Annotated in this window: 22 protein-coding genes; 12 read left to right on the forward strand and 10 right to left on the reverse strand. The window is 44.3% G+C overall.

Going from position 1 to position 24,642, the window contains the following annotated elements; all coding sequences use genetic code 11:
• Positions 1 to 107: 107 nt before the first annotated feature.
• From X939_RS0118870 to X939_RS0118880, 3 genes are all read right to left on the reverse strand, one after another.
• The gene (locus X939_RS0118870) at positions 108 to 1,475 is read right to left on the reverse strand and encodes an efflux RND transporter periplasmic adaptor subunit (RefSeq protein ID WP_025764842.1); all 1,368 of its coding nucleotides are present in this window, start codon (positions 1,473 to 1,475) and stop codon (positions 108 to 110) included.
• 57 nt (positions 1,476 to 1,532) lie between these two features.
• A complete protein-coding gene (locus X939_RS0118875) occupies positions 1,533 to 3,026 on the reverse strand; it encodes a TolC family protein (protein ID WP_025764843.1) in 1,494 nt (497 codons plus the stop codon).
• A 108-nt stretch (positions 3,027 to 3,134) separates the two neighbouring features.
• On the reverse strand, positions 3,135 to 4,373 hold the full coding sequence (locus X939_RS0118880) for a spore maturation protein (RefSeq protein ID WP_025764844.1): 1,239 nt from the start codon (positions 4,371 to 4,373) through the stop codon (positions 3,135 to 3,137).
• Between the two features lie 363 nt (positions 4,374 to 4,736).
• On the opposite strand from X939_RS0118880, the gene X939_RS0118885 reads away from it, so the two are divergent.
• The gene (locus X939_RS0118885; protein WP_025764845.1) at positions 4,737 to 5,204 is read left to right on the forward strand and encodes a hypothetical protein; all 468 of its coding nucleotides are present in this window, start codon (positions 4,737 to 4,739) and stop codon (positions 5,202 to 5,204) included.
• A 60-nt stretch (positions 5,205 to 5,264) separates the two neighbouring features.
• Here the strand turns inward: X939_RS0118885 and X939_RS0118890 are convergent, their stop codons facing one another.
• The 3 genes from X939_RS0118890 to X939_RS0118900 form a co-directional block, all read right to left on the reverse strand.
• Entirely contained in the window at positions 5,265 to 6,167 is a 903-nt protein-coding gene (locus tag X939_RS0118890; RefSeq protein ID WP_025764846.1) for a sugar phosphate isomerase/epimerase family protein, read from the reverse strand.
• 5 nt (positions 6,168 to 6,172) lie between these two features.
• A complete protein-coding gene (locus X939_RS0118895) occupies positions 6,173 to 7,462 on the reverse strand; it encodes a Gfo/Idh/MocA family protein (RefSeq protein WP_025764847.1) in 1,290 nt (429 codons plus the stop codon).
• Positions 7,463 to 7,688: 226 nt separating this feature from the next.
• Complete coding sequence (locus tag X939_RS0118900) at positions 7,689 to 9,215, reverse strand: S8 family serine peptidase (RefSeq protein ID WP_025764848.1); 1,527 nt, start codon at positions 9,213 to 9,215, stop codon at positions 7,689 to 7,691.
• A 242-nt stretch (positions 9,216 to 9,457) separates the two neighbouring features.
• Here X939_RS0118900 and X939_RS0118905 point away from each other — a divergent pair, with 242 nt between their 5' ends.
• The 7 genes from X939_RS0118905 to X939_RS0118935 all read left to right on the forward strand — a co-directional run bounded on the left by X939_RS0118905 (position 9,458) and on the right by X939_RS0118935 (position 17,803).
• Positions 9,458 to 10,750, forward strand: a complete 1,293-nt coding sequence (locus tag X939_RS0118905) for an aminopeptidase P family protein (RefSeq protein WP_025764849.1) — start codon at positions 9,458 to 9,460, stop codon at positions 10,748 to 10,750.
• A gap of 233 nt (positions 10,751 to 10,983) precedes the next feature.
• The gene (locus X939_RS0118910; RefSeq protein WP_025764850.1) at positions 10,984 to 11,862 is read left to right on the forward strand and encodes an EboA domain-containing protein; all 879 of its coding nucleotides are present in this window, start codon (positions 10,984 to 10,986) and stop codon (positions 11,860 to 11,862) included.
• Entirely contained in the window at positions 11,846 to 12,874 is a 1,029-nt protein-coding gene (locus X939_RS0118915) for a TatD family hydrolase (protein ID WP_025764851.1), read from the forward strand. Before X939_RS0118910 ends, X939_RS0118915 begins: the two co-directional genes overlap by 17 nt.
• Before the next feature lies 1 nt (position 12,875).
• Positions 12,876 to 13,745, forward strand: coding sequence for a UbiA-like protein EboC (gene eboC / locus X939_RS0118920; protein ID WP_025764852.1), 870 nt, complete (start codon positions 12,876 to 12,878; stop codon positions 13,743 to 13,745).
• 170 nt (positions 13,746 to 13,915) lie between these two features.
• The gene (locus X939_RS0118925) at positions 13,916 to 15,085 is read left to right on the forward strand and encodes a 3-dehydroquinate synthase (protein ID WP_025764853.1); all 1,170 of its coding nucleotides are present in this window, start codon (positions 13,916 to 13,918) and stop codon (positions 15,083 to 15,085) included.
• A gap of 52 nt (positions 15,086 to 15,137) precedes the next feature.
• A complete protein-coding gene (gene eboE, locus X939_RS0118930; RefSeq protein ID WP_025764854.1) occupies positions 15,138 to 16,355 on the forward strand; it encodes a metabolite traffic protein EboE in 1,218 nt (405 codons plus the stop codon).
• Positions 16,356 to 16,432: 77 nt separating this feature from the next.
• The gene (locus X939_RS0118935) at positions 16,433 to 17,803 is read left to right on the forward strand and encodes an alkaline phosphatase family protein (RefSeq protein ID WP_025764855.1); all 1,371 of its coding nucleotides are present in this window, start codon (positions 16,433 to 16,435) and stop codon (positions 17,801 to 17,803) included.
• Positions 17,804 to 17,853: 50 nt separating this feature from the next.
• Here X939_RS0118935 and X939_RS0118940 read toward each other — a convergent pair whose 3' ends face one another.
• Positions 17,854 to 18,336, reverse strand: coding sequence for a DUF456 domain-containing protein (locus tag X939_RS0118940; RefSeq protein ID WP_025764856.1), 483 nt, complete (start codon positions 18,334 to 18,336; stop codon positions 17,854 to 17,856).
• A gap of 129 nt (positions 18,337 to 18,465) precedes the next feature.
• On the opposite strand from X939_RS0118940, the gene X939_RS0118945 reads away from it, so the two are divergent.
• Positions 18,466 to 19,677: a saccharopine dehydrogenase family protein gene (locus X939_RS0118945; RefSeq protein WP_025764857.1), complete on the forward strand. Its 1,212-nt coding sequence runs from the start codon at positions 18,466 to 18,468 to the stop codon at positions 19,675 to 19,677.
• 81 nt (positions 19,678 to 19,758) lie between these two features.
• On the opposite strand, the gene miaA is transcribed toward X939_RS0118945, so the two are convergent.
• Positions 19,759 to 20,688 carry a tRNA (adenosine(37)-N6)-dimethylallyltransferase MiaA gene (gene miaA / locus X939_RS0118950; RefSeq protein WP_025764858.1) on the reverse strand — a complete coding sequence of 310 codons (930 nt, stop codon included), beginning with the start codon at positions 20,686 to 20,688 and terminating at the stop codon, positions 19,759 to 19,761.
• Between the two features lie 45 nt (positions 20,689 to 20,733).
• On the opposite strand from miaA, the gene X939_RS0118955 reads away from it, so the two are divergent.
• A complete protein-coding gene (locus tag X939_RS0118955) occupies positions 20,734 to 21,405 on the forward strand; it encodes a DUF4230 domain-containing protein (RefSeq protein ID WP_025764859.1) in 672 nt (223 codons plus the stop codon).
• 116 nt (positions 21,406 to 21,521) lie between these two features.
• Positions 21,522 to 22,118 carry a hypothetical protein gene (locus X939_RS23705; RefSeq protein WP_025764860.1) on the forward strand — a complete coding sequence of 199 codons (597 nt, stop codon included), beginning with the start codon at positions 21,522 to 21,524 and terminating at the stop codon, positions 22,116 to 22,118.
• Between the two features lie 91 nt (positions 22,119 to 22,209).
• Here X939_RS23705 and ychF read toward each other — a convergent pair whose 3' ends face one another.
• Both ychF and X939_RS0118970 read right to left on the reverse strand, forming a co-directional pair.
• Complete coding sequence (gene ychF, locus X939_RS0118965) at positions 22,210 to 23,310, reverse strand: redox-regulated ATPase YchF (protein WP_025764861.1); 1,101 nt, start codon at positions 23,308 to 23,310, stop codon at positions 22,210 to 22,212.
• Positions 23,311 to 23,489: 179 nt separating this feature from the next.
• Positions 23,490 to 23,810, reverse strand: a complete 321-nt coding sequence (locus tag X939_RS0118970; protein WP_374754303.1) for a DUF3276 family protein — start codon at positions 23,808 to 23,810, stop codon at positions 23,490 to 23,492.
• 380 nt (positions 23,811 to 24,190) lie between these two features.
• Between X939_RS0118970 and X939_RS0118975 the strand changes: the two genes are divergently transcribed.
• Positions 24,191 to 24,640, forward strand: coding sequence for a septal ring lytic transglycosylase RlpA family protein (locus tag X939_RS0118975; protein ID WP_044200085.1), 450 nt, complete (start codon positions 24,191 to 24,193; stop codon positions 24,638 to 24,640).
• The last annotated feature ends 2 nt before the right edge of the window (positions 24,641 to 24,642 follow it).

Genomic DNA, 24,642 nt, shown 5'->3' on the forward strand with positions numbered 1-24,642 from the left:
CATAAAAAATCCTTGCAGCAAAGCCGCAAGGATTTTTTTTAACCTAAACTAAATCGAACTTATTACATAGTCATAACGCAACTATGGTTACTTTAATTGGATTAGGTTTACTCTTTTTTCTCATCTCCGACTTTCTTACTCACTAAATCTCCACTTTTCAAGTTTTTTGACACCATGATATATGGGCCGGAAATAATCTGGTCCCCTTTCTTAAGACCAGAAAGGATTTCTATATTATCAAAATCGCTGATACCCGTTTTCACTTCCACCATTTTAGCGACTCCAGCCGAATCCACAAAGACTACTTCCTTCAAATCGTCTTTCTTAGCCTTAGTTTTTGCTTCTGAATTTTCGGTAGATTCTTCTCCATCGTTAGGTTTGACATTCTCCGCACGGGTGGTTACGGCAGCAATAGGGACTGCTATGGCCTTATTCTTTCGCTCTGTAATGATATCTACCGATGCTGTCATCCCTGGCTTAAAGGGGTAGGATTTTTTAGATCTGTTTTGCATCAGATCTGAGAAGGATTCGTTCAGAATTTTCACCTTCACTTCGAATTCCGTTACAGCATCGGCTGATATTGTCGTCGTCGAAGATGCCAAACCGGCTGCCGTATTGGCAATCTCTTTTACCACTCCTTTAAATTTACGGCCACTACCACTGTATGCGTCTACATCAATCTCCGCAGTATCTCCTAAACTTACACGGACAATATCATTTTCATTTACGTTGACCCGGACTTCCATATTATTCAAGTTGGCTATACGCATCATTTCCGTTCCGGCCATCTGTGAAGTCCCTACAACTCTTTCTCCGGCCTCCACATTGAGCAATGAGATGATGCCGCTGACAGGGGCGAAGATGCTGGTCTTTCTGAGGTTTTCGGCTGCGTCTTTAAGGCTGGCTTCAGCACTACGAATATTGTATTTGGCGGCTAGAACATTGGCATTGGCAGATTCCAATTCCTGCAGGGCTACCCGATATGTAGATTCCGCTTGTTCATACTCCGAAGGAGAGATCACTTTATCGGCGTATAATTTTTTGTTACGCTCATAGCTGGCCTTGGCCTGTACCAGTCGGGCTTCCGACTGGGCAACTGCCGCCTTTGACTGTTCAAAGCTCGCCTTACTGGAGTTTACTGAGGCTTGGGCACGGGCCATTAATGACTCATAATTGTCCGGGCGAATTTTTAATAATAACTGCCCCTTCACCACAGAATCGCCTTCCGCAACGTTCAGACTAATTATTTCTCCTGAAACATCAGGGCTCAATTTTACTTCTACCTCTGGCTGAACCCGCCCCGAAGCACTTACCCGCTCAATAATATCTACTGCAGAGACTGTTGCATATTCTACTTCGGAAGTGGTAGGCTTCCCTATCAGTCCCGCTTGCTTGGCTCCAAAAAGCCCTCCAATCAGTAAGACAACCACTCCGGCTACAATCCACCAGGTTTTTTTTGAAGATTTACGGGCCATAATGTAATATTTATGCTTATGAAATTTTAAAAAGATTAGTTTGCCTTTTCCTCTGATCTAGAAGTCTGAAAGGGGACGATTCATATAAAAGTCTAAAATCTTAGTTCGGAAGACATAATCATATTTAGTCTGAACCAGATTAGATTTGGCTCGATCGAGGTTGGCTTTGGCAATATTATAGTCTAACGAATTGATGGCACCCACATCGAAGCGTACCTGCGACACCCGAAAGGCTTCTTCCAAGGCTTGTACCTGATTGGCCGTTGCCGAGTAACGCTTGGCTGCGTTGGTCATATCTATATAGGCCTGCTCTACGTTTTTCCGGATAGTCAGCATGGCCTGTTCACTTTGAGCCACCAAATTCTGCTTCTGAAGCTTCGCATTGGCTACATTGTATTTCACCTGAAAATTACTAAAAATAGGAATTCTTAAACTTAGATTTAATCCTGTGTTCCTGTTTCCATCCAGCTGATTAAAATATCCAAAGTTTTCATATCGCCCATTGGGAACGGTAACCTTATTAATCACCGGGACACTAACCCCCGCATAGGATACGTAGCTGGTCGTGGACGGTATATCCTGAATGGTGCTTCCGGTCCCATCTGCAACAAAACGCTCTTTGGGAGCAGCACTGGAATAGGCCGAACCTATTCCTCCGCTCAGAGATAAGCTAGGCATACCCGCACCTTTGGCGATTTCTATAGAACGATCCGCCGCTTCTATTCGTAATTGGGCCGCTTTCATCTGAGGCAGTCCACTGAGAGCTACCTCAAAAATTTCCTGGATACTCGCATCATAAGCCGCCAGAGTCGGGTCGGCCACATCTATTTTCACTACCTCAATAGGTTCGCTTCCCGGCATATTCATCAGCTGCTTCAGATTAAGCTTGGCCGTTTCCAAATTATTTTCAGCGTTCACCAGACTGAGCTCATCATTGGCGACTTGTGCCTTCAGATCTAGCAGATTACTCTCTGCTAATGTGCCGGCATCGACCAGTCGGGAGGTGCGATCCATCTGTAAACGGGAAGCCTCCACTTGGCTCTGGGCAACTGCTATAAGCTCCTCATTGGTTATTACCTGCAGATAAACCAAAGCTACATTTAGCATGATATCGTTTCGAGTCACTTCTAAATCAGCCTCACTTGCCTGCAGATTGGTGCTATTGCGTCTGACCGTATTTTGGAGTTGAAAACCGTTGAACAAAGTTACCGTTGAATTCAAATTGAAATTGCTAGAATTCACGTTACGCTGCACATATACGTTGGTATATGGGTCGATATTACGGCCTGCACTAAAGCCCTGGCCAGCACTGAAACCAAGGCTAGGCCAGCGCTGCCACTTCGACTGCTGCAGTATATTATCGTTATTACGTACCTGAAGCTGAGATATCCGGACTTGCGGATTTGTCTCCAGGGCAATGCGGATACAGTCTTCCAAAGAATAGGTATGCTCCGGCTGGTTTACATCGGTTTGAGCCTGTCCCCTACCAACACCCAGCGCAGATACCAAAACAGCCAGCAGAAATTTGTATTTCAGTAACGAATTAAACATAATTACATATTGGTTATAGTCCCAATATTAAGGCAAGTAAAATCAAACAACCATCCATTTTATACGGACGGTTGTAGGAGTAGGTAAAAGGGGAAATGAAAGACTTGGTTAAGAATGGAAGAACATATAGCCCAACCAAATACCGGCTAGTACTCCGATCATATCCGCTATTAATCCGGCTACTACGGCATAGCGTGTATTCTTAATACCAACTGATCCGAAGTACAATGCTACTATATAAAGAGTAGTATCGGCCGACCCCTGAAAAATACAGACCAGTCGCCCCACAAATGAGTCGGGACCAAACTCTTTCATGGCATCGATCATCAGGGCTCGGGCTCCGCTACCGCTCAAGGGCTTCATCAGGGCTACCGGAAGGGCGTCCGTAAAATCAGTATTCCATCCCGTGAAGGAGAACATCCATTTTAAAGCATCGATCATATAGTCCATGGCACCGCAATTACGAAATGCGCTAATAGCCACTAACAGACCTACCAGATAAGGAATAATGGTTACCGAAGTGGTAAAGCCCCCTTTTGCCCCTTCAATAAAAGCATCGAAGACATTCACTTTTTTATACATTCCAGCCATCAGAAAACCAGCAACCACCGATAAGAGGATGGAGTTCCCTGTAACAATTGATATAGTTTCGATCTGCTCCTTGGGTAAACCCGACAGATACCACAGTGCCAGTGCCATTACTCCGGTCACCGTTCCTAATCCTAAAACTACCGTGCGATTCCATAGGTTGATTCTTTGCCATAATGCTGTAATGATTAGGCTAACCACCGTAGTCACATAGGTACCTACCACACAGGGGATAAAAACATCGGATGGACTAGATGCTCCTAATATTGCTCGTTGCGCTATGATAGTTAGGGGGATAATTTGCAGGCCGGAAGTATGCAAAACCAAAAACATGATCTGGGCATTGGAAGCCGTATCTTTACTTGGATTTAATTCCTGCAAACTCTGCATGGCTTTGAGACCAAAAGGGGTCGCTGCATTATCCAACCCCAACATATTAGCCGAAAAGTTCATAATCATCTGCCCATTGGCGGGGTGATCGGCCGGAACTTCAGGGAATAATTTGTTAAAGAAAGGCCCAATAAACCGGGCAAGCCCGTTGATTACACCCGCCTTTTCTCCAACATTGAGCACACCCAAAAAGAAGGTCATTACACCCGTCAACGGCAGGGCAATGTCCATAACTGCCACTTTAGACATATCGAGCATTCCTTCCACAATCGCCTTGAAAGTCTGCACATCGCCTAAAAGCAAAAATTTGAGTGCCGCTATAGCTAATGCGATAACAAAAAAACCTACAAAAATATAATTTAACGCCATATAAAAATCTTCAGGATTGCGTGTAGGCGGCAAACCCGACTCCAGAGAATACAGGGTTGTACCGGACCAATCCAATTAAAACAGAACAGGAATGCCGTGATTAAAAACACAGACCTAAAAATAGAATAAAATGACGAGTTTAAAAGGATTTGTTACTTATCCCCTGATTTAGCTCTACTATAAAAGGTCAAATAAGCCTTTACTCCCCTGAAGACCTACTTACCGGCACGATACTAAGCTAGAGGCAATACTGCGTCTTAGAAATAGAATCTCAGATAATAAAGGATAGGAAAGGTCAAAAAAAAATAGGTATTTTTGGCTGGGTAACCACTGATATCTTTATAATATTGAACCGACCTTTACATGAAATACTTACCATTTTTCCTCCTGCTGTGGCTGGCAGCCTGCAATAATCAGCAAAAGGAGGAACAAAATACCCAGCTGCCAGAAATAGTCAACGACACCATTCCAGAAGTCAGAGAAAAGGTTAGCGAGAAGGCCGTAGCCACATTCGAAGAGAAAGTAAAGGATCCGGAAGGGCTTAATAACTGGAAATTTAAAGTGCAAGCTTTTGAAACGCCGGCAACCTTCACCTATCTGCTTAATATTCAATATATGGAGCTACGGGTCACCGATACACTGACCATTCCCAATTTTGGCATTCGCCCCAGCGTAGCGCTACACCCTGGCCCCTCCAAACTGTCCTGTATCGTAGGATTTCTAGACAAGGATTCTCTCTTCAAAGATTATAAACAAATAGAAATTGTAAAAGGCCAGCTAAAAATACGGCAACTTAAAGGCTACCGACGAGCCCTTTACAAGAAGTTGTAAACGCAAAAAAGTGGCGTCTGGTTTAACTCAGACGCCACTTTTATTTATAAATTTGGTATATTATGCTTTGAAAATATCATCCATTTTCTGGCTGATCGTCTGCAGACGCTTCCGATCTCCTCCAGAGACTTCGGCAGAGGCCCATCCCGAGTATCCGATTTTTTTCAGCGCTTTATTAACCACCGGCCAGTTGACATCACCGTCAAAGAACTCCACTTGAAAGCCCTTCCAAAGGCCTTCATCATTTTGTTTCTTGAAGCTAAACTCTTTCAAATCGAGCTTCAGAATGCGGTGGTCCAGCGCTTCTATCCAGGAGGCTGGCCAGCTATAACGTAGCACATTTCCAATATCGAAATACCACCCGACCATTTCACTATCGAATTCATCGACATATTTGGCCGCTTCCAAGGGACTTAACAAAAATTGATTCCATACATTCTCGAATGCAATCTTCACTCCGGTCTTTTCCGCTACGGGCAAAAGTTTCCGAATTTCTGCCTGTGAGCGTTCATAGGCTTGGGCATAAGACACCTCGGCATTAACTACACCTGGCACTACTAATACAGTAGTTCCACCGTAGGCCTTGGTGTCCCATAGCGCTTTTTCTATGGATTTCGTACAAAGTTCCCGTTTGGCCGGATCAGGGTCGGAAAGCGGATATTTCCAATGCATGGAATTGACTGTCCCAGGCAGTAATAAGCCTGTTTTGTCCCGGGCGGCCAACACTTCTTTCATATCCAGATTATCGGGAGAATCAAGTTCCACCCCATCAAAACCTAAATCTTTCAGCAGTTTGAATTTGTCCATTACAGATAAATCCTCTTTAACCATCCCCCATTTCAGGCTTTTCTTCACCATGGGTTGAGCGGCTGCTTTCGCTTCGCTGGCTATAGTCTGGCTACCGATTGCCGAAACAGCGGTAGCTGCCAGCGCACTTTTTATAAGAAAATCTCTTCTATCCATAGCCATTATGAAAACGCTGTTATTCCTGGCTTGGCCACTTCTATTGCCGGAGGTGCCATTTGGAAGCTATAGGTATCCGGCCCCAATACTTCTGTCGAGTTGAGTGCCTGATCCCAGCTGATGCGTTTTCCTGTATAGGCCGCCATACGTCCCATAATAGCCGTCAGCGTGCTATGTGCCATAAACTCTCCGTCATTGACATGATTGCCACTGCGGATAGCAGCAAACAGTTCATTATGTTCTGTTTGATACATATCGTTATTTGCTCCATCGTATTTCCATGGATTTTGACCATAGATCTCATGATGATTTTTGGCACAATTAACCATGGCGCGTCCCTTTGATCCAATGGTTTCTACCAGGTAGCTGTTTTCACAATTGGCTTGCTGACGAGAGTGGTGGAATCCTTTTACGCCGTTATCATAATCGTATACAATGGAGAAATGATCGAACACATTGCCAAAAAGTTCGTCAGTCCGTACCTGACGTCCCCCGGTTCCTACTGCGGATATAGGTAACTTACCACCCATAGCCCAGGCCATCATGTCGATGCTATGTACGGCTTGTTCTACGATATGATCCCCTGCAAGCCAGGTATAATATGTCCAGTTACGAAGTACATATTCGGCATCGGTCCATCCTGGTTGACGAGGGAAAGACCATAAGGTACCCGTATCATACGTGTTATAAACTGCAGAAATATCTCCTACCGCACCATCCAAAATACGATTGAAACTAGCGCGTTTAGGCTCATGATATCTCCAGCAAAACCCTGACATCAGGGAAAGATTCTTTTGTTTCGCCATTTTAGCGGCATCCAATACTTTCCGTACCCCAGCAGCATCCACAGCAACTGGTTTTTCACAGAAAACATGCTTACCGGCCTTTACTGCAGCAGTAAGGTGTTCTGGGCGAAAATGCGGAGGAGTCGCTAGAAGTACCACATCCACACCAGAATCTAAAACTTTCTGAAAGGCATCGAAACCAAGGAACTTACGATCTTCGTCAACCTTAACTTTCGCACCATGAATTTTACTCAAATTGGCATGAGAAGAGTCCATCTTATCTTTGAAGATGTCGCCCATGGCATGCAGAACAACATTTTTATCGGCTTTTAAAGCCTGATTTGCTGCGCCAGATCCACGACCTCCACAACCAATCAAACCAACTTTAAGAGTCTCACTGTTTACTCCTGCGTATACTTTGTTAGGATTCAGGATGGCCACGGTTGGTAAAGCACTGCCGGCGATTGCCATGCCTGCCATCTTTAATACGTCTCTACGAGATGCGTTCATGTTTAAAAAAAGGATTAAGGATTTAAGGAATTATATTGGTCAATTTCTACAAAAAGCCGAACCATCGTTTGGTTCTTAGACTATTAGAATTTAAAGTTAAATAATTTCGCTCAAATATTTAAACAAATGAAGCAAAAAAAATGCGAGTGTGCTCGAAACCGCAACCAGGCCAAGCCAAGAGCCACAGGGGAATATAGCCTTCAAAAAAACGACTTTATCAAGGGATTTAATCCCATTGTACCTCGATCACTTCTTCTTTCAGATCGATGGTGGTATACTTCTCCCGGCCAATACGCTTCAAAGATATTTTACCCTGCTGCACCTTCCCTACTTGTTGGGCAATAACATCTTTGGTATTCTTTTTACGGTAAAGGGCAACCAGCTGCTCGTTGCTTTTAACATCTATTGTTATGTTGCGACCCTTGGCCTTAACCATTCTGGAATTAGATGGCAAATAAGGAGCTTTGGCCAGAGCCAAGGCCCGGGAGGCCTGAGGAACACCATAACCCACATAGTTATTGCCATAAGGATATAAATGAGCCGACTTTTCAATCACCCCAATAAGCTCTTTATTGGTTAATTTCGGATTAGCTTGTAGCAAGCAGGCAGCAAATCCGGTGATTACAGGTGCGGAAAGGGAAGTTCCATATAGAGAGAAGCATGAAACATTGGGCTTTACATAAGGTAAAAATTCTGGCCCCATACTGCTGTACCCAATCCTATTCCATAATTTGCTATTGGTGGCCCCAATCGACAATACACCCCTAGCATCGGCTGGGGCCGAAACGATCTCCCAGCTTTTATCTTCACCCTCATTACCGGCAGATACGATGAGTAAGATTCCTTTTTTATCGGAGGCTATTTGAGCTGCCTTAGTGATGGCACTTGTTTTTCCATCCATTTGAGCGGGAGTATAATTTTCCTTTGGATCGGTGAAGCCTTTAGCATAGCCCAATGAAGTATTGATCAAGCGAACCCCCAGACTATCCATCCATTCCATAGCCGCAATCCAATTATCTTCTTCGCCCCGATACTCACGCATGGAATAGTCGGTACGGGCCAGATAGAATTTGGCATTGGTGGCAAGCCCATATTGGATCTGATCTTTGGCGTCAATGCCTGCAATAGAGGCTAACACCTCTGTCCCGTGCATATCTGAGAAGGATTCGGCAGTGCTAAACAGCAGCTCACCGGGCCGACCCGGTTTCACGAAATCCCTTATACCCAATATCCGTTTGTTTTGAAAAATCTGCTCCAAAGAATAAGATGAATCGGCTCCGTAGAAACCCGCATCGATTACACCTATTGTAATATTTTTGGCGGTAATATTCTGTTTCTGAAAAATTTCAGCTTGTACCTGAGACATTACCGGGGCCATTTGCGCCCGCTCCACAGGAGCGGTTGCAGCAATATAAAATCCAGGGTCTATGGGTTCAACAGACGCGACGAAATCTAAATTCTCCAGCTGGGCAACTTGCTCCCTGGTGAGCTTGGCAGATACCGCATTAAGCCATTTGGAGCGGTTAATGATCTGCACCTTCTGGCCTCTGATCAGCTCCTCATAATGCGTATTAATCGGCAAGTCATATCCATCAAACCGCTCCAAACCCAGCATCTGGCGATTTTCCATGGTTAAATGCGACACCGCAGGGGCCACACTCATATCCTTATTTTTTAAATAAATCCAATATTTTGGAGAGGCAAAAAGTAGACTCGGGAGAAAACAAAATAAGATAAGAATGTGCCTTTTCATGGGTATTACCGAACTGTTAGGTATTAATTTTACTGATTTTAAAGAGACCCGTGGCCTTTCTCAGCCTTAAGCCATCTATTTTTTGTACTTTCGATTTTGAGTTGTACCTCGAAATAGCGTATAAACTTGCATATAGGTTTAAAACAGAGCTATTTCTACTTGTATCGTTCGCAAATATCCAGACAATTATTCGATAAACGTAAATTTGTATAATTAATTACAGAAACAAACCTATTATTAAGATGCGCTATTCCCCTATCGATTCCCAACTTTTTATAGATAATCGCAAAAACCTCAAGGCCCACCTACCTGCAAAATCCATGGTGATTATGCAAGCCAATGATGTTTTGCCGACTAATGCCGATGGGACGATGGCCTTTAAACAGAATAGCGATTTCTTTTACCTGACAGGAGTCGATCAGGAGGAATCGACTTTACTCCTATTCCCCGATCACCCAGATAAAAATTACCGGGAAGTATTATTTCTTCGAGAAACGAACGAAACAATTGCAGTATGGGAAGGAGACAAACTTTCGAAGGTGCAGGGTACAAAAGTGAGTGGAATTGAGCGCATCCATTGGACTCATGAATTTGAAAGGGTATTCCGGGAAATGATCTACGAGGCAGATACGGTATATTTTAATAGTAATGAACATACGCGTAATGATAGCCTTACCCAAAGTAGGGACGCTAGATTTATAGAACGTTTCAGACAAGACTATCCTTTGCACAAACTGGCACGTATCGCCCCAATCATGCATCGGTTGCGGGAAGTAAAGCATGAGATCGAAATAGAGCTTATGCGGCAGGCTTGTGGCATCACTGCGCAGGGCTTCGCTCGGCTACTGAAATTCGTAAAGGCTGGTGTGTATGAATATGAAATCGAGGCCGAATTACTCCATGAATTTGTTAGGAGCCGATCAAGGGGATTTGCCTACCAGCCTATCATTGCTTCCGGGGCCAATGCTTGCGTACTACATTATATTCAGAATAACCAAGCTTGTCAGCCAGGTGATGTGCTTTTACTGGACGTGGCGGCAGAGTATGCCAATTACAATTCAGACCTCTCCCGGAGTATACCAGTCAGTGGGCGGTTTACACAACGTCAGCGCTCCGTATATGATGCCGTACTAAGGGTATTTTACGCCTCACGAGACATGTTGGTAAGCGGAAACACTTGGGATAGTTATCACCGGGAAGTAGGACGACTGATGGAAAGTGAACTAAAGGGCCTGGGATTGCTCTCCGATCATGACATTACCAACCAGAACCCCGAATTACCAGCTTATAAAAAGTACTTTCCTCACGGTACCTCTCATTTTCTAGGACTTGATGTTCATGATGTAGGAAGCAAATACCATCCCTTCGAACCGGGAATGGTGTTTACCTGTGAGCCCGGGATTTACATCCGGGAAGAGGGCTTGGGAATAAGATTGGAAAATAATATTTTGATTACCGCCGACGGCCCCGTGGATCTAATGGAGAATATACCTATCGAAGCCGATGAAATTGAGACCTTGATGAACGAGAGATGATCCCGGATCATCTCAGATAAGAAAATCTTTCAATATTAAACTTAGCAGAATAGAACTAAACGCACTCCGGAAGAATAAGGTAAGCAACTTGCTAAACGGTTTAAATTATTGTCAACTTGACAATAATCATTCCTTTATAAAACTTACTCTCTTAAATTATCGTTATAAATAAATCCGTTTTCCCTTTTAGTAAATACAAATAGAAAAACCCACTTGAATAACCCTATAATACTATGTCGATCCATGTGCAGAAGAAATTGTGGGCAGTAATATTATCCAATACGCTCTCCTCCGAATCGGAATGGTTGGAGCAACGCAGTCAGAGTACGGTAATGGAACTTATGACAGGATTTGTGGCCGCTCCGCGATTCTTAAGAAAAACGATTATTCAGACTAAAAAAAACGAATCTGCTGAGGAGTTTCCTTCCCCAGAGGAAATTTCGGTTACGGACTGGTCCCTGGTTCGGCTGTGCAGGGTCTGGCTCCTACTTAAGCTTGAAGAACTAGATCCCAAGCATTTCAAACAAAACATAGAAACGTTATTTGACACGGCTGAAATAAACGAGTTAGTGGCATTATATTCCGCCCTTCCGGTTCTATCGTCTCCAGAGCAATGGTTGTTTCGGGCAACTGATGCCGTACGTTCGAATATGGGTCTTGTTTTTGATGCTATAGCGCTCAGAAACCCATATCCTTCAAAGTATTTTAGCGATCAGGCCTGGAACCAGTTGGTGCTTAAAACCATTTTTAACGACAAGCCCATACACCTGATTATGGGTCTCGACCGGCGTAAAAATGAAGCCCTGGCTCATATCCTTTCCGATTTTGCTCACGAGCGCTGGGCCGCAGGGCGTGTAGTAGCCCCAGAAGTGTGGCGACTGACGGGACCTTATATGAATGAAAAACTCTTGCAGGATATGAAGGCCTTATTTGCCTCTTCGTCAGCCGACAACCACAGGGCAGCAGCGCTTGCCTGCGGGGAGTCCACTTTCCCTCCCGCTTTGGCCCTGTTGGAAGAACACCCCGAACTAGCCATTCAAATTAAGACTGGAACACTTAACTGGTCTGATATCGAATTTAAAGAACTTAATACCTATGTGCCTCAACCCTAACGAATCAACTCCTAATCCTTCGCATTTCGAGGATTCGGATCAACAAATAGCAAATCCGGCCCACCGCGAACTGGCATGGGAAGATTACCGGGAGCTGATTAAAGATATGAAGTTTTTCGACCCTCATATCCATATGGTCTCCCGCACCACCGACGACTATCAAGCTATGCGGCAGTCGGGCATTATAGCCCTAATAGAGCCTGCTTTTTGGCTGGGTCAACCGCGTACAGGTCTGTCGAGCTTTAAGGACTATTACAGCAGCTTAGTGGGTTGGGAACGCTTTCGATCTTCCCAGTTTGGAATCAAACATTACTGCACTATGGGGCTCAACTCCAGAGAAGCAAATAATGAGCCTTTGGCTGAGCAGGTGATGGAAATTTTGCCCCTCTATATTTATAAAGAAGGAGTGGTAGGGGTGGGAGAAATAGGCTTTGACGATCAGACGGCAGCAGAGGAAAAATACTTTCGTCTTCAACTGGAATTAGCCAAAAAAGCCAAACTCCCCGTACAAATTCATACTCCCCACCGAGATAAAAAGAACGGAACCGAGCGCAGTATGGCTATAGCCCTGGAACATGGACTGGATCCTTCCTGGGTAATAGTGGATCATAATAATGAAGAAACAGTTAAAAGTGTGCTCGACCAGGGTTTCTATGCTGCCTTTACCATTTATCCATTTACAAAAATGGGAAATGAAAGAATGGTAAAAGTCGTCGAACAATATGGACCTGAACGTATCATGGTCAATTCCGCTGCAGACTGGGGGATCTCCGATCCATTGGCTATTCCTAAAACAGCGGCCTTAATGAAAATGAGGGGCATCTCGGCGGAGACCATTCGCATGGTAACTTACCAAAACGCCATAGATGCCTTTGGTAAGAGCGGGCAGATCGACGTTTCAGATTTCGGCAGTGACCAGTCTGGTGAAGGTATAGATAAGTTTCATGGCAACTCTATCCTCCGCGGAGGGCAGCAGCTTAATCCTAGTAAAGAATCCCTTGTAATTCAATAAAGTGAGTAAACTAAAAGCATATTTGCAACTAACCCGTCCTGCCAATCTGGTCACGGCTCTGGCCGATATTTTTGCCGGATTGACCATTGCGGGTTTCACCTTTTCCGACAGCAGTCCACTACCACTTCTGGGTGCTACACTGGGTTTGTATGGAGGCGGCGTAGTAATGAACGACGTTTTCGATGCCCAATTGGACGCCATTGAGCGACCTGAACGTCCTATTCCGAGTGGACGAGTTTCCCGGTCCTCAGCAAGTATGTTAGGAATCACCCTGCTAAGCCTGGGCATTATTTTAGCCGCTTTGATCAGTTTCGAAAGTGGATTGATCGGGTTGTCCATTGCACTGTGCACCCTGATCTATAATCGCCTGGCCAAGCATCATGCCCTGATGGGCCCCGTAGTAATGGGTCTATGCCGCGGAGGTAACCTCATATTGGGTATGAGTTTGATTCCTGCCTCCTTGTCTCGCTGGGGCTGGATAGCCCTTGTCCCCATAATCTATATTGCAGCTATTACCATGATCAGCCAGGACGAAGTACATGGGGGCAAACGTCGGACATTATATTTTGCAGCGTTGCTATACCTTATGGTTCTGGTGACCCAGTTAACAGTTGGGTATTTACAAGGCAACCTGCTGCCTACACTTCCGTTTTTGCTCTTGCACACCTGGATGATAGGTCGTCCCTTATGGAATGCAGTTCAAAATCCCATCGGTCCCATGATAGGCAAAGCCGTTAAGGCTGGAGTAATTTCATTAATCGTGATGAATGCTACCTGGTGTATGGTATTCGGCCTATGGCCTGTTGCCTTGGCCGTACTCTGCCTACTACCCCTATCTCTCTGGCTCGCCCGTGCTTTTGCCGTCACCTAAAGGCTGAGGCCCTAACCTCAGCTACCTTGGACCCATAATGCGCTCCTGTTAGCTACATGAACCTGACGGATCGATAAATATGTAAAGTCATTGAACCAAAACCCGTTTTATACCCTTTGTACCAAGCGGACCAACCAAAATATAGCCTACTTTTTTGCCCACATAATAAGATGCAGTCCATACAACAAACCTTTCAGATCACTTATACCTACGGCGTATATTTCACCGAGCATCTGTTTGGGTTATCCAACCCAGAATTAAAAACATTTTTCAAAGCCATTCCTTCAGAAGGTTTTGAAAGAAAGGCCTTAGTGGTCATAGATCAGGGAGTGGCCAATTGCCACCCTAATCTCACGAATGAGATTCAGGCATATTTCCAGCAACAGGTTTCGGGGGTAACCCTTTCTGGTCCAGCATTAATGGTACCAGGAGGAGAGGCTTCCAAAAATAATCCAGCCCATTTTAACACGATTATCGAGGCTATAGACCAGCAGGGCATTGATCGGCATTCTTTTGTCATCGCCATAGGTGGAGGCGCCGTTTTAGATCTTGTTGGCTATGCTGCTGCAGTAGCACACCGAGGCATTAAACTCATCCGTATCCCTACCACCGTGTTGGCCCAGAATGACTCGGGGGTTGGGGTGAAAAACAGTATTAATTTCCAGGGTAAAAAGAATTTTTTAGGCACCTTTGCCCCTCCTATTGCCGTCTTTAATGATTATCATTTTCTGGGCACGCTGGAAGATAGAGATTGGAGAGGTGGGGTTGCGGAAGCTATTAAGGTGGCCTTGATCAAAGACTCAGTATTTTTTGAATGGATCGAGCAAAATGTGGCAAAATTAGTCGCCAGAGATCAGGAGACTATGTCATATTTAATATTTAGGTGTGCCCAAATGCATACTGACCATATTGCCGGCGGCGACCCCTTTGAATTTGGTTCTTCCCGTCCTTTAGACTTTGGTCACTGGGCCGCGCACAAACTCGAGTATCTCACCAATTTTGAGGTGCGCCATGGAGAAGCCGTGGCGATGGGTATAGCCCTCGACTGTGTATATGCCCATTTGGCCGGCATGCTTCCTGCAAATGACCTTAACAGGATTCTTCAGGTATTACAGGGTCTAGGATTCACTTTGTATCATGACAGGCTTTCAGAAAACAATAAAATAAACCTAAAAAATGGAATTCAGGAGTTTCGCGAACATCTTGGTGGCCGACTTACCATTATGCTTCTGGAAAAGATTGGACAGGGAGTAGAGGTACATCATCTGGATGAAGCATTGATCAGCCTCGCTGTAGACCATTTGGAAGGCTTACATTTAAAATCCCTTTCTTACCCTTAAGAAATCTATTTATGTCGGAATTCTAATCTTGGTATTCCATAAAACTAATCACATGAAAACGCCATACGGACACCTCACCTATTGCAGCAATATACATCCGGGAGAACGTTGGGAAGAGCATTTTGCCTCTTTGAAAGAGAGCCTACCCCTTATAAAAGAACAGCGATCTCCCACTCAATCTTTCGGCCTGGGTCTTCGCCTGGCCAACGAAGCCTCGCTTGCCCTGAGCGAGAGCAAGAATCTGGCCGAATTTAAGGCATGGCTGGAAGCCGAGGATATTTATGTATTTGTTATTAACGGCTTCCCATATGGTGGTTTTCACGATACCGTAGTAAAAGATCAGGTTCATACCCCTGACTGGACCACAGATGAGCGCCAGGCCTATACCTTTCGGTTGTTTCACATTCTGAGCCAGCTTCTTCCCGAAGGTATGGACGGCGGAGTGTCCACTCCTCCTTTATCTTATAGATTATGGTGGGAAAGTGACACCCAAAGGCTGTTTGCCACCGAAAAAGCCACGGCCCATATGCTCCAAGTGCTAGATGAGCTGATCGGAATAAAGGAAAAGACTGGCCGTAACCTGCACCTGGATATAGAGCCGGAGCCCGACGGAATCCTCGATAATATTGCCGACTTTATCGATTGGTATACTAAAAGTTTGCTTCCGACAGGTATATCCTATTTAAAGAAAAAATACAGCCTCGAGGAGGAACAAGCCAAGTCGATTATTCTCAACCATATTCGCCTTTGTTATGACATATGCCATGCTGCCGTCGCCTATGAACACCCTAAAGAGATTCTATCAGACCTCCAAAAATATGGAATTCAGGTTGGCCGCATTCAGATTAGTTCGGCTCTGAAAGTTGACTTTAGTGAAAATACAGAAGCCAAACTTCAAGCCATATCTACCTTTAACGAGCCCATTTACCTGCATCAGGTAGTAGCACGAACTGCCGCCGAAGAGTTGGAACATTATCCCGACCTTCCTCAGGCCCTGGCCGCCCACCACGATAATCAAAGAGAATGGCGAGTTCATTTCCATGTCCCTTTATTCATATCGAGTTATGGACTCTTAGAATCCACGCAACAGGAAATTATTGATACTTTGGCTCTGCATCAAAAACAGCCATTTACACAATTTTTAGAAGTAGAAACTTATACCTGGGGTGTGCTTCCAGCAGATTTACAGAAGCCTATAGCTGAATCCATCAGCCGGGAACTGGCCTGGGTAGAGACTACTCTTGCTTCGCTAAGCAACCCAAAGGAATGATAATTTCAACTATCTATTGAGCATACTCTCAAGCCTTCTCTCAAAAGAGCGGGCCCCTAAACCAAAATCATAAAAACATGAATAAAACCGTCGTGATCGATGTGGTAGGGCTAAGTGCCAACCTAATCGGAGAGCATACGCCATTTTTGACGGCATATTTAAAGAATCGGTATATGACCCCCATCAAACCCCTGCTCCCCGCGGTAACAACCAGTGTACAGAGTACTTATATAACCGGAAAATGGCCCTCAGAGCACGGCATCGTTGGTAATGGCTGGTATGATCATGATGACGCAGAAATTAAATTTTGGAAACAGTCTAACCATTTGGTTCAGGCTGACAAAATTTGGGATAAAGCGAAACAATTAGACCCCAGTTTTACCTGTTCAAAAATGTTTTGGTGGTATAATATGTACTCCACTGCCGACTATTCGGTTACGCCCCGCCCACAATATCATTCAGATGGAGTGAAAGCACCCGATTGTTACGCCTACCCTGCCAGCCTGCGGGATGAGCTGCAATCCACCTTCGGACAATTCCCGCTCTTTAGTTTCTGGGGACCGAATGCAAATATCGAATCGTCACAATGGATCGCTGACGCTTCTCTCTACGTGGACAAGAAACACGACCCTACCCTTACGCTGATTTACCTCCCGCATTTGGATTATTGCCTGCAGAAGTATGGACCTGACTTTTCAAAAATCCAGAAGGAGCTTACTGAAATTGACGGGTTGATCAAGCAATTGGTAACCCATTATGAACATCAGCAGGCGGAGATTATTCTGCTTTCAGAATATGGCATACAACCCGTTGACCGCCCCATTCATATCAACAGAATTTTACGGAATGAGGGTCAAATCGCCGTGCGACATGAACGCTGGTACGAGTTACTAGATGCGGGAGCCTCAAAGGCTTTTGCAGTCTCCGACCATCAGGTAGCCCATGTATATTTCAATGACCCCAGCGAACAAGACCGAATTGAGGAAATATTACAGCAGACACCCGGGGTCGCAATGGTCCTCGACAAAACAGAACAACAGGCACATCATATCGACCATACACGATCGGGAGACTTGGTAGTGGTGGCCAAGGCCAATAGCTGGTTTACTTATTATTACTGGCTAGATGACAAGCTCGCCCCTGATTATGCCCCCTTAGTCGACATCCATAGAAAACCAGGATACGATCCGGTAGAAATGTTTATGGATCCCAAAAACCCATTTATAAAACTTAGAGCAGGGTATAAATTGGCAAGAAAAAAATTGGGCTTCCGATATCTCATGGATTTAATCCCCCTTGACGCCAGCCTAATCAAGGGATCTCATGGATCCATTGATACACCTAAAGAGTACTATCCGGTATTGATTAGTAGCCAACCCAGCGACACCGCTGCTATCTGCCCAACCCAGGTGTACGATCTGATATGGAAAAGTCTGACCCGAGAATAATCTTAAGGATTCTAATCCTGGCCACTACAGCCCCCAGTCCCCTGTAGTGGTCAGAAATGTCCCCAAAGGCCAATGATAGCATAGACGATCATGGCCAGGCAAAGTAGAACCTGCACCAGCACCCCGGTAAGGAAACCGATGAGAGAACCTACTGCTGCTCGGGTGGCAGGCTTAAGAGGAAGCCCAGCTAACAGTTCTCCAGCCAGGGCACCTAAAAAGGTACCGACGACCAAACCTATTCCTGGCAGTACCACAATACCCAACAACATTCCTACGACAGCTCCTACAGCCCCGTACCGCGTACCTCCAAAACGTTGTGTCCCCCAGATAGGGAGGTAAAAATCCAGTACGGCCATACCAACCGACAAAATGCCGAAGGTCACTAGCCAAGTGGAAGTGAAATGCGTGTAGCTAGAAATATGCAGTAAAATAAGGCCGGCAAAGCTTAAACCGGGGCCAGGAACGGGCAAAATTGCGCCTGCCAACCCAACCACCAGGCAGAGGCCTCCAATCAATAATAAAAAAATATCCATATTACGTTTTGAGTATTTATCGATCAAATAACGAAAAAACAGTGGGTCGTCCTATCTTTGCACAATATTTGCAGGGACTTAGTCGAAAAGCATAATAGAAATTATAATTCAACAAAATAGATCAAAAGGATGTCGAAAGTACTCATCATTGGTGCCGGTGGCGTAGGTAGCGTGGTAGCCCATAAATGTGCGATGAATAGCCAGGTTTTTACCGAAATTATGCTGGCGAGCCGTACCCAATCAAAGTGTGATAAAATTGCCGCGGAAATCAAGGAGATGCATGGAATTAGCATCCAGACTGGGCAGGTAGATGCTGATATTGTTGCGGAGACGGTTCAGCTGATCGAGAAGTTTCGCCCGGCGTTGCTCATCAATGTAGCTCTTCCGTACCAAGATCTCACCCTCATGGAGGCCTGCCTGGCTACTGGCATTCACTACATGGATACCGCCAACTATGAACCCAAAGACGTAGCTAAATTTGAATATAGCTGGCAGTGGGCATACCAGCAGCGCTTTCAGGAAGCTGGACTGATGGCTCTTCTAGGTTGTGGCTTCGATCCGGGCGTTACTCAGGTCTTTACCGCCTATGCCAATAAACATCATTTTGATGAAATGCACTATCTGGATATCATTGATTGTAATGCTGGGGATCATGGAAAAGCTTTTGCTACCAATTTCAACCCCGAGATAAATATCCGAGAAATTACTCAGCCAGGCAGGTATTGGGAAAATGGAGAGTGGGTAGAAATTCCCGCTATGTCAATTCATAAACCCATTGATTATCCTAATATCGGACCCAAGGAAAGCTATGTTTTGTACCATGAAGAACTCGAGTCTCTGGTAAAACATTTCCCGACCTTAAAACGTGCTCGCTTTTGGATGACTTTTGGACAGCAGTACATCACCCACCTCAATGTTTTAGAAAATGTGGGAATGACTAGTATTAAGCCTATCAAATTCCAAGGGATGGACATCGTCCCCCTGGAGTTTCTTAAAGCCGTATTACCCGCTCCGGATAGCTTAGGTGAAAACTATTCCGGCCAGACTTCCATCGGTTGTCAGATTAAAGGCATAGCCAATTCTGAGGAAAAAACATATTATGTATGGAATAATTGCCACCATGCCGACTGCTACAAAGAGGTACGCGCTCAGGCAGTTAGCTATACTACAGGGGTACCGGCTATGATTGGTGCCATGTTGATGCTGACCAATTCCGAATGGATGAAACCCGGAGTTTGGAACTGCGAGCAACTTAATCCAGATCCATTTATGGAACAACTTAATGTTCAAGGACTGCCCTGGAACGAAGTTATAAATGGCACCCTGCCTCACGAATACTAGAATTTTTTTATTATAAAAAAAACCTTTCCATCAGCACGACGCAAGTCTGTATGGAAAGGTTTTTTTTGTTGAAGCCAAAGTCTACCTGTCTCTCCCATCAGTCATGGCCGACTCAACAAAAGATTGTATTCCTTTCCAGTCATCGGGGTTGAAAAAGGTGAATGCCCCCTGATGTCTAAACCAGGTAAGTTGGCGTTTGGCGTAACGACGACTATTTTGTTTGAGTAACCGCACCATTTCAGAATAATCGTAGGCACCATCCAAATACTCATATACCTCCTTATAGCCCACCGTTTGGAGGGCATGCTGCGAGCGGTAAGCTTCCAGTGCCTTGGCTTCATCGACTAAACCGTTTTGAAGCATAATATCCATTCTTTGATCAATGCGTTGATATAATTCTGCCCTGTCTCGATCCAACGCTAGACAAATGGGGATAAAAGGACGTTTTTTATTAATTTTCTGTTGAAAAAAAGAAATAGGCTGCCCCACGGTATGGTATACCTCCAATGCACGAATTACCCTCTGCGGGTTATGAAATTCCTTAGTAAGGGCAAAGACCGGATCTATACTGCTAATTTCTTTTTGTAGAACTTCAAGACCTTCATCTCGCAGTCGTAAAGTTAATGCTTCCCGCAGTCCTACTGCAGGAGAGGGAAGTTCGTCAAGGCCTTCCAAAATTGCTTTGATATAAAAGCCAGAGCCTCCTACCATTACCACCGAATCGTATACAGCGAAAAGTTGCTCAAGTTTCTCCAGAGCCCCCCGTTCAAAATCTCCGGCACTATATTGATCCCAAATATGATGAGAGTTAATAAAATGATGAGGTACCGCAGCTAATTCCCCGGCTTCCGGTTTGGCAGTACCTATTTCTAACTCTTTAAAGAATTGTCGGGAGTCTGCCGATATTATCTCCGTTTGCAGGTGTTGGGCTAGCTTTATGGCCAATGTCGTTTTCCCCACTGCCGTTGGGCCCGCAATGGTGATCAGGTATTTTCCTTTTCTATTTGGCATTTTGCACTTTTTATTTCAACTTTATTCAACACAAAAATAAATATCATGGATGCTAATTCATTATTTTTTTTCATTCTCGCACTATTTATCGGTGCGGGAGGGGGTATATTATTGTACAACCGGATATTCGGGGCTAATTCTACCAAAGAAGTCTCTACAACGGAGTCCACGGTTTTGCTAGAAAGTATAGAAAAGGTCTTTAAAGTGGTAATGGCAGAAGGCTATTTTACCGAAATCTATAATTACCAACACGACAAGAATATCTGGAATCTGATAAAGGACAAGAAAAAAGCGCTGATAATTGCCAAAGCTAAGGTTTTAGTGGGCTATGATTTCGCTAAAATGCGATTCCATTTTTCGGAGGAGGATCGTAAAATGATCATCGATTACTTTCCTGACCCAGAAATACTATCTATGGATACCGATTACAAATTTTACGATATAGAACAAGGTTGGCTCAACCGTTTTCAGTCCGACGACTACACGGCCATCCTAAATGAGGCAAAACAAACGATGAACGAAAAAGCACTGGAAAGTGACCTTCCCCGTATTGCAACCAACCAGGTTCATCTGATGATGTTTCAGCTGGCAGCCACTATGAACTGGAAAATAGACCTCGAACTTCCTGAGGGTAATGAATCGCGACTCGGTGAGATAGGGAAATACCATCCTACTGATGCACGCATCAATAATTTAAAAATAGAGGACAATACCTGATCTTTTTATCTATTTTTAGTATAAATTGTAAAGCAGTCAACCTTTTGCCAGCGATTGGCGTATAATAATTCGACGAGTACACCTTATCACCTTTTTAAACCTAAATCAAAAACAGCATGTTAAAAAAATTATCGTATTTTCTCGCACTAGCATTTTTAATCAGCTTTATGGCCTGCAAGGGTGACCAGGGAGACGTTGGACCTCAAGGTGAACAAGGAGTTGCAGGGCCCGCCGGCCCAGCAGGTCCAGCAGGCCCTGCTGGGGAGGACGGCAGTGGCTCTATTCCCTTACTCCTGTCTACCGGAGTCGATTCCACCTTCGAGGATGGAAATTATTATCTGGAATTACAGGATCTGAACGCCGAAGCCATTAGTGTGCTGGACAAATCCGCCGTATTGGTATACATTAAAAGCGGAGGGGCTTATTGGCCTCTACCTGGCATCGTTCAGTTTGGTCAAAGCCTTAGCGACTTCAAATTCGTTTATGGAATCCAGAATACTACCTTCTTCGTTGACTTGTACCAGTATGACTGGTCCGAGCAACAGGAAACGCCTCCATTCCGGAAATTTCAGGATGTCCGCGTTATCATCATGCCTACTCAGGAACTAGCACGCCAGAATTTGGAAATAGACTTTAAGAATTACGAAGAGGTAGTGGAAAAACTCGGTTTAAATACTACTAATATCGGACGGTTGACCCGGAAGGTTAAATAAATACTGCGTAATAGCACCATAAAAAAGCTGGTCGGAAGAAATATCTTCCGACCAGCTTTTTATATATAACAGATATACCTAAAAATCCCCTTTATACATTAAAACGGAAATGCATGATATCCCCATCGGCAACTACGTATTCCTTACCTTCTACCGACATTTTACCAGCTTCTTTTACGCCGGCTTCATTTTTATACTTCTCAAAGTCGGCCAGTTTAATTACTTCTGCCCTAATAAATCCTTTTTCAAAATCAGAGTGAATAACACCAGCCGCCTTAGGGGCTTTCCAGCCTTTTTCGATGGTCCAGGCGCGAACTTCCTTCACCCCTGCAGTGAAATAGGTGATTAGGTTCAGCAGGCTGTAAGACGCTCTGATGAGTTTGCTCAAGCCCGACTCTTTTAGCCCATATTCAGATAAAAACATTTCATGTTCCTCTTCGTCTTCAATCTCAGCGATTTGAGATTCGATTGCGGCACAAAGAACAATCACTTCGGCCCCCTCATGCTTCACGGCTTCGCGTAGCTTCTCCGAATATTCATTTCCAGTAAGCATTGCCGATTCATCTACATTCGCAACATAGAGTACGGGCTTGGCAGTAAGTAACTGAATATCACCTATAGCAGCCTCTTTAAGCTCTGCATCTACCTCGAGACTTCGTGCATTTTGTCCCGATTCTAATACAGCTTTATATTGTTTAAGGACTTCGAGCTCCGATTTGGACTTTGCATCTCCCGTACGGGCTGCTTTTTCCAGTTTTTGCATTTTTTTCTCTACCGATTCCAAGTCTTTCAATTGAAGTTCGGCGTCGATAATTTCTTTGTCAAAAACTGGGTCCACCCGCCCTTCTACATGGACAACATTCTCATCCTGAAAACAGCGTACTACATGAACGATGGCATCTACTTCTCGAATATTGGCAAGAAATTTATTTCCTAATCCCGCACCCTGACTAGCACCTTTAACCAATCCAGCGATATCTACGAATTCCATTATGGTTGGAATGACTTTCTGAGGCTTTACCAGGGTCGTCAAAATTTCTAAACGTTCATCCGGAACGGTTACCACCCCTACGTTAGGCTCGATGGTACAAAAAGGATAGTTAGCAGCTTCGGCTATACCCGTTGAAATCGCATTAAATAGTGTTGACTTACCTACATTGGGTAGTCCAACAATCCCACATTGAAGACTCATTTATTGAAGCAAAAGATATTACAATTTATTTTATTGGTATGAAATACCATACCGAAAGGCAAAATTAATCAAAGTCGGGCAGTAATCCCCAGAATAATAAAGCTAAATGCAGGGGCAAAACCAAAAGCCTTCGGAGACTCTTCCAAAGGCCAATATTAGTCCGTAATTAAGCTAAATGATTAGTCCCATTTAAGGTCGGACTCTCCAATTATATTATATTCTTCCGGCTTCGATTCGAACTGAGTAAAGTCTACTTCCGGCATGAGCTCAGTCTTAACATGATCTACAGCATCCTTTAAAGCCTCTGCAAACTTATCGAAGTCCTCTTTATACAAAAACATTTTATGCTTTTCGTAAGTGAAGCCGTCTCCCTGAGGATGGCGTCGACTTTCGGTTATCGTCAAATAGTAATCATTTGACCTTGTCGACCGAACGTCAAAGAAGTAGGTCCGTTTTCCTGCCCTTACTCTTTTGGAGTAGATTTGCTCTCTGTCTTCCACTATTCTGGTTTTTTAAATAGGTTTTCGAACGCTAAAATATAAAGTTTATTGCTTTGAACAAAAAAAGCCTTGGATATTAGGCATATAAATTACCGAATGGAGCCTAAAGATGATAAGCGGTTGAGCACCCATTAAAAAACTGGATTTCTATCTCCTAAGCTCCATCATGCATAGCGGAGGCAGGGCTACTGAGGTCGGACACACCAGGTATTTACATTAAAATAGTACCAAATCAAGAATTATATAATAAATTTGCAGGATAGCCAATAATTTAAAGTGTTTTAGAGTTATTCTGTTTCCATTATAGCAAGTACCTATTTGAGCCGTACCAATGTATAAGCTCAAAGCATTTTAAAGATGTTTCACATAAATAGAACGCTATGTTTAAATTTCGCTTGTTTCTCTGTGTAGGTATCCTTACGATCTGGTCGTTACAGGAATCATCGGCACAGGTAATGCTTGGAGCCATCCAGAAAGGCAGAGCCTCTTATTATGCTCCATCATTTCACGGCAAAAAAACCGCCTTTGGCGAAACCTTTAAAACAACGGAGCTTTCAGCAGCTCACCCCACCTATCCTCTCAATACCATGTTGGAAGTCACCAACTTGGACAATAATGAAAAAGTAGTCGTACGGGTTAATGATCGAGGTCCATTTGCTAAAAGCAGAATCATTGACTTAAGTAAAGAAGCCGCAAAGTTACTCGGTATCGTATCCAAAGGCGTGGCCAACGTGGCGGTTCGAGTAGTAGGTATGGAAGGCATGATTTTCTTAGGCATGCACGAAGATGCTGATGTAAAGACCGGCAAAATAATCTCCTTAGCTCCCTAAAA

It is taken from the genome of Dyadobacter tibetensis Y620-1 (assembly GCF_000566685.1).
Classification (GTDB): domain Bacteria; phylum Bacteroidota; class Bacteroidia; order Cytophagales; family Spirosomataceae; genus Dyadobacter; species Dyadobacter tibetensis.

Coding starts and splice junctions, on each gene's coding strand:
- X939_RS0118870 (WP_025764842.1), bottom strand. CDS start 1,475: ATGGCCCGTAAATCTTCAAAAAAAACCTGGTGGATTGTAGCCGGAGTG.
- X939_RS0118875 (WP_025764843.1), bottom strand. CDS start 3,026: ATGTTTAATTCGTTACTGAAATACAAATTTCTGCTGGCTGTTTTGGTA.
- X939_RS0118880 (WP_025764844.1), bottom strand. CDS start 4,373: ATGGCGTTAAATTATATTTTTGTAGGTTTTTTTGTTATCGCATTAGCT.
- X939_RS0118885 (WP_025764845.1), top strand. CDS start 4,737: ATGAAATACTTACCATTTTTCCTCCTGCTGTGGCTGGCAGCCTGCAAT.
- X939_RS0118890 (WP_025764846.1), bottom strand. CDS start 6,167: ATGGATAGAAGAGATTTTCTTATAAAAAGTGCGCTGGCAGCTACCGCT.
- X939_RS0118895 (WP_025764847.1), bottom strand. CDS start 7,462: ATGAACGCATCTCGTAGAGACGTATTAAAGATGGCAGGCATGGCAATC.
- X939_RS0118900 (WP_025764848.1), bottom strand. CDS start 9,215: ATGAAAAGGCACATTCTTATCTTATTTTGTTTTCTCCCGAGTCTACTT.
- X939_RS0118905 (WP_025764849.1), top strand. CDS start 9,458: ATGCGCTATTCCCCTATCGATTCCCAACTTTTTATAGATAATCGCAAA.
- X939_RS0118910 (WP_025764850.1), top strand. CDS start 10,984: ATGTCGATCCATGTGCAGAAGAAATTGTGGGCAGTAATATTATCCAAT.
- X939_RS0118915 (WP_025764851.1), top strand. CDS start 11,846: ATGTGCCTCAACCCTAACGAATCAACTCCTAATCCTTCGCATTTCGAG.
- X939_RS0118925 (WP_025764853.1), top strand. CDS start 13,916: ATGCAGTCCATACAACAAACCTTTCAGATCACTTATACCTACGGCGTA.
- eboE (WP_025764854.1), top strand. CDS start 15,138: ATGAAAACGCCATACGGACACCTCACCTATTGCAGCAATATACATCCG.
- X939_RS0118935 (WP_025764855.1), top strand. CDS start 16,433: ATGAATAAAACCGTCGTGATCGATGTGGTAGGGCTAAGTGCCAACCTA.
- X939_RS0118940 (WP_025764856.1), bottom strand. CDS start 18,336: ATGGATATTTTTTTATTATTGATTGGAGGCCTCTGCCTGGTGGTTGGG.
- X939_RS0118945 (WP_025764857.1), top strand. CDS start 18,466: ATGTCGAAAGTACTCATCATTGGTGCCGGTGGCGTAGGTAGCGTGGTA.
- miaA (WP_025764858.1), bottom strand. CDS start 20,688: ATGCCAAATAGAAAAGGAAAATACCTGATCACCATTGCGGGCCCAACG.
- X939_RS0118955 (WP_025764859.1), top strand. CDS start 20,734: ATGGATGCTAATTCATTATTTTTTTTCATTCTCGCACTATTTATCGGT.
- X939_RS23705 (WP_025764860.1), top strand. CDS start 21,522: ATGTTAAAAAAATTATCGTATTTTCTCGCACTAGCATTTTTAATCAGC.
- ychF (WP_025764861.1), bottom strand. CDS start 23,310: ATGAGTCTTCAATGTGGGATTGTTGGACTACCCAATGTAGGTAAGTCA.
- X939_RS0118975 (WP_044200085.1), top strand. CDS start 24,191: ATGTTTAAATTTCGCTTGTTTCTCTGTGTAGGTATCCTTACGATCTGG.